Source organism: Shewanella sp., assembly GCF_051658185.1.
Classification (GTDB): Bacteria; Pseudomonadota; Gammaproteobacteria; order Enterobacterales; family Shewanellaceae; genus Shewanella.
On record NZ_JBOFMC010000075.1, the window covers coordinates 1 to 2,959 of the forward strand.

Consider the following 2,959-nt stretch of genomic DNA (forward strand, 5'->3'; position numbering starts at 1 on the left):
CGCGCAGTTCTTGTAATTGTTTGCTGAGCTGAACGTGCTCTTTTTCTAAGCGCTTGGCTTCACTGGTGCTGGCATCAGCTTGTTGCAACACTAAACGTGCAATACGTCCGGTGAGTTGGCCTAATAACGGCGTCACGTATTCGGTGCGCATGCGTGGCAAGGTGGACTCGTTATAACGGTGTAGATAAACCAAGCACTCAAAGGCTTTCTCCTTGCCGGAGCTAAACAGCCAATAGATCGGCCGCTTCTTGTAGGTTTTCAGGTGGTCTTTATAAAACTGGCTCGAGAGATAGCGGCGGATAGTCTCGCGCGAGGTTTCCCCGCCCTTTTTCACCGGCTTGATGGCAGCCAGACAAAGGCTATCGGCGATAAATTGCAGGTTTTCTTCAAACTGCTCTGCCCCCCAAACTGTGCGCACAAAGGCTTCGATGCGCGCTGCCACATCATCTTCAAACCAGTTCTCGCTGGTTAACGGCAAAATACCATCCTCGTCGGCGGCAAACGTTTTATAAGCGCCGTCATCGACCAGCGCCTTAAAGCCGTCGTTACCGGCATGGGCGTACACCAGCCCTTCGCGATCCAGTGAATAACGGCCCATCATGCAGCCGATGGCGTAGGAGATGAGTTCGCAAATGGTATCGGACTGCAAGCGCGCCTCGCGCTCTTCATCGGTCAGATTACCGCCATAGCGGTAGTGCGGGTTGCAGGTTAGGGTGATTTCGCTAAGAGGCACCTCGGGCGTCAGCTCATCCTGCAGGCCATAGGCGTCAATAAAGAGGCGGTTATTTTCCTCTTCGAGGCACTGCATTTCGAGGGTAGTTTCGTGCCAATGGTTGATGAGCTGCTGGTGGCTGGCCATAATGGAGGGCTGGCGGTGCTCTGGGTGGAGCAAAGGAAGGCAGGTGAAATCCCAAGACGCTTCGTAAGAGTCCCAATCATTCTGTGCGTTGGAAACCAATTTCCTTAACCTTTCCTCAACATCTAACCTTGTGGGAATAACCGGGATAGCACCAATTTGACCGGCTTCAAAGTTTAGTGTTGGTGATAATATTTCTAAGATCCGTAGTACTAATTTGGAATTCAGCAAGGCTAGAAGCGATTTCGATTTTTCCTTTGGTGGGAATATTGACATACCCGCCACATCAAATATTGCCCCCTCAGGTTGGTAACGAAAGGATGGTTTACTGCTGCTTATTTTTGACCATGTGATGCTAGGGAGAAAATATGACTCCTCATTAACAACCCGCTTTGATGCGCTTCCATAACGTGAGATAGATAACTGTTTAATTTCTTGACCTTCATTTTCCCAGTTAACTACGACTTCTTGATTTCCGTACCACTTCCTGAAATCGCCTCCTTTGTTGTAAGGAAACCATTTGCTTGCTTCTGCATCTATAGAAACAGCTGAGAACTTTTTAAGTGAAATTTCGTGCCAAAGCCTTGTAAATCTTGAGTTATCCATCGTTGCCAAACCCTGTCTGGGTATGGTAACTAACTTGAGCTGGTCACCCACTTCAAATGCATTTAACAAATTTTTACTAGCCCAATACGCCACCGGATTTCCCGGAATTTTGCCAAAATCCGCGGCCGAGGCGCGGTAAAAGTGTTGTTGCATGTCGTTATTCTGTTGCTGGCTCATTGGCCACCTCTTGCTCTGAATTTAGTTGTTTGTCTTCACTGCTAACTTGCTGCCAGTCGTCTGCAATTTTTTTCCAATTCACTGTGCGCTCGACCGCCTCGCCTTTGTTGTCTTTACCCGACCAAACCGCCCAAAAATCGGGATCATCGGATTTAGGGCGATGTGCCTCAGACAAGGCATTCATTTGTACCAACACAGGTAATTCGCTAGCCCAACCCATCAAGATGGCGTGGCGAGAAGGTAGCGATGGCAAATCGCGTAGCAATCCGCGCAGATTATCAGGCACTAATTTATGAACTAACTCTTGATCGCGGTCGTTACTGATGCGATGCAGCAAGTAGCTATTGCATTGAGAGAGTACGGTCGGTGATAGTTCGCTAGGGCGCTGCGAGGAGATCACCAAGCCGAGCCCAAACTTGCGGCCTTCACGAGCGATCTTCTCGAATACCTGACAGCATATGGCGGCCGAGTTCTGGTTTTCTGCATCATCCTTATAGCGCTTAATAAAGGTATGAGCTTCTTCCATCACCAACACGGTGGGCAGCGTTTTACCATGATTTAATTTTCGATAGCGCTGCAAAGATTCGAGCGTCATCCGCGCAATCACGTCGGTGATGATGTGCACCACTTCGGCAGGCACCAGCGAAAGGTCGATAACGGTCACCGAGCCATTGGATGCTTGATTGTCACCGATATAGTTGCGCAGCCAATCATCCAGCGCCAGCCCATTGGCATCGCCTGAGACGACCTTCATGCGACTGTCAGACAAAAGTGTGCGAATGCGCATCAACATGGTTTCGACATATTCTGAAACACCAATGAGCTCTGCTGTTGCTTCAATGCTTCTAAGTAATTGATCGCCAGTAAAAGGACGAGGAACGTCTGCATCGATGGGCAAAATGTCGGTATCACTGCCACCGAACGCTGAGTGAGCCGCTTGCATTAATCCCACAAGCTCATCAACTTCACTATGCGTGAAATCGTAGGTGGGATATTGGCCACTACGCGCATCTAATAAGGCTGTGAGTTTATTTCTCACCGCTCCAAGTGCCGTTTTTTCGTTCGCATCAAAGGAGTTTTGTTCGCCTAATCCATCCTGCCACTTTTTAAGTTTCTCATAAAAATTTTTAGGTTTTGGAAATTGCCCCCACGGACTACCTGAATTTCGCTCTAGCCGTAAAACACCCAGGGCGGGAGCACACTTTGTTAAATTTAATAACAAACACACGAATCGAACAAATATTGACCACTTATGGTTCTCTTTTGTATTAACGCAATTAGTCAGCAGCTTAATTTTTGAGCATTGACGTTGTCTGGTTG

Annotated in this window: 2 protein-coding genes; both read right to left on the minus strand. The window is 48.2% G+C overall.

Translation table 11 applies throughout. From position 1 onward, the window contains the following. On the minus strand, positions 1-1,639 hold a 1,639-nt coding region (pglX, locus tag ACRCZA_RS03360), incomplete at its 3' end, for a BREX-1 system adenine-specific DNA-methyltransferase PglX (RefSeq protein ID WP_438673071.1). Continuing rightward, entirely contained in the window at positions 1,620-2,678 is a 1,059-nt protein-coding gene (locus tag ACRCZA_RS03365) for an ATP-binding protein (RefSeq protein WP_438673072.1), read from the minus strand. The genes ACRCZA_RS03365 and pglX, both read right to left, overlap by 20 nt. Positions 2,679-2,959 lie beyond the last annotated feature (281 nt).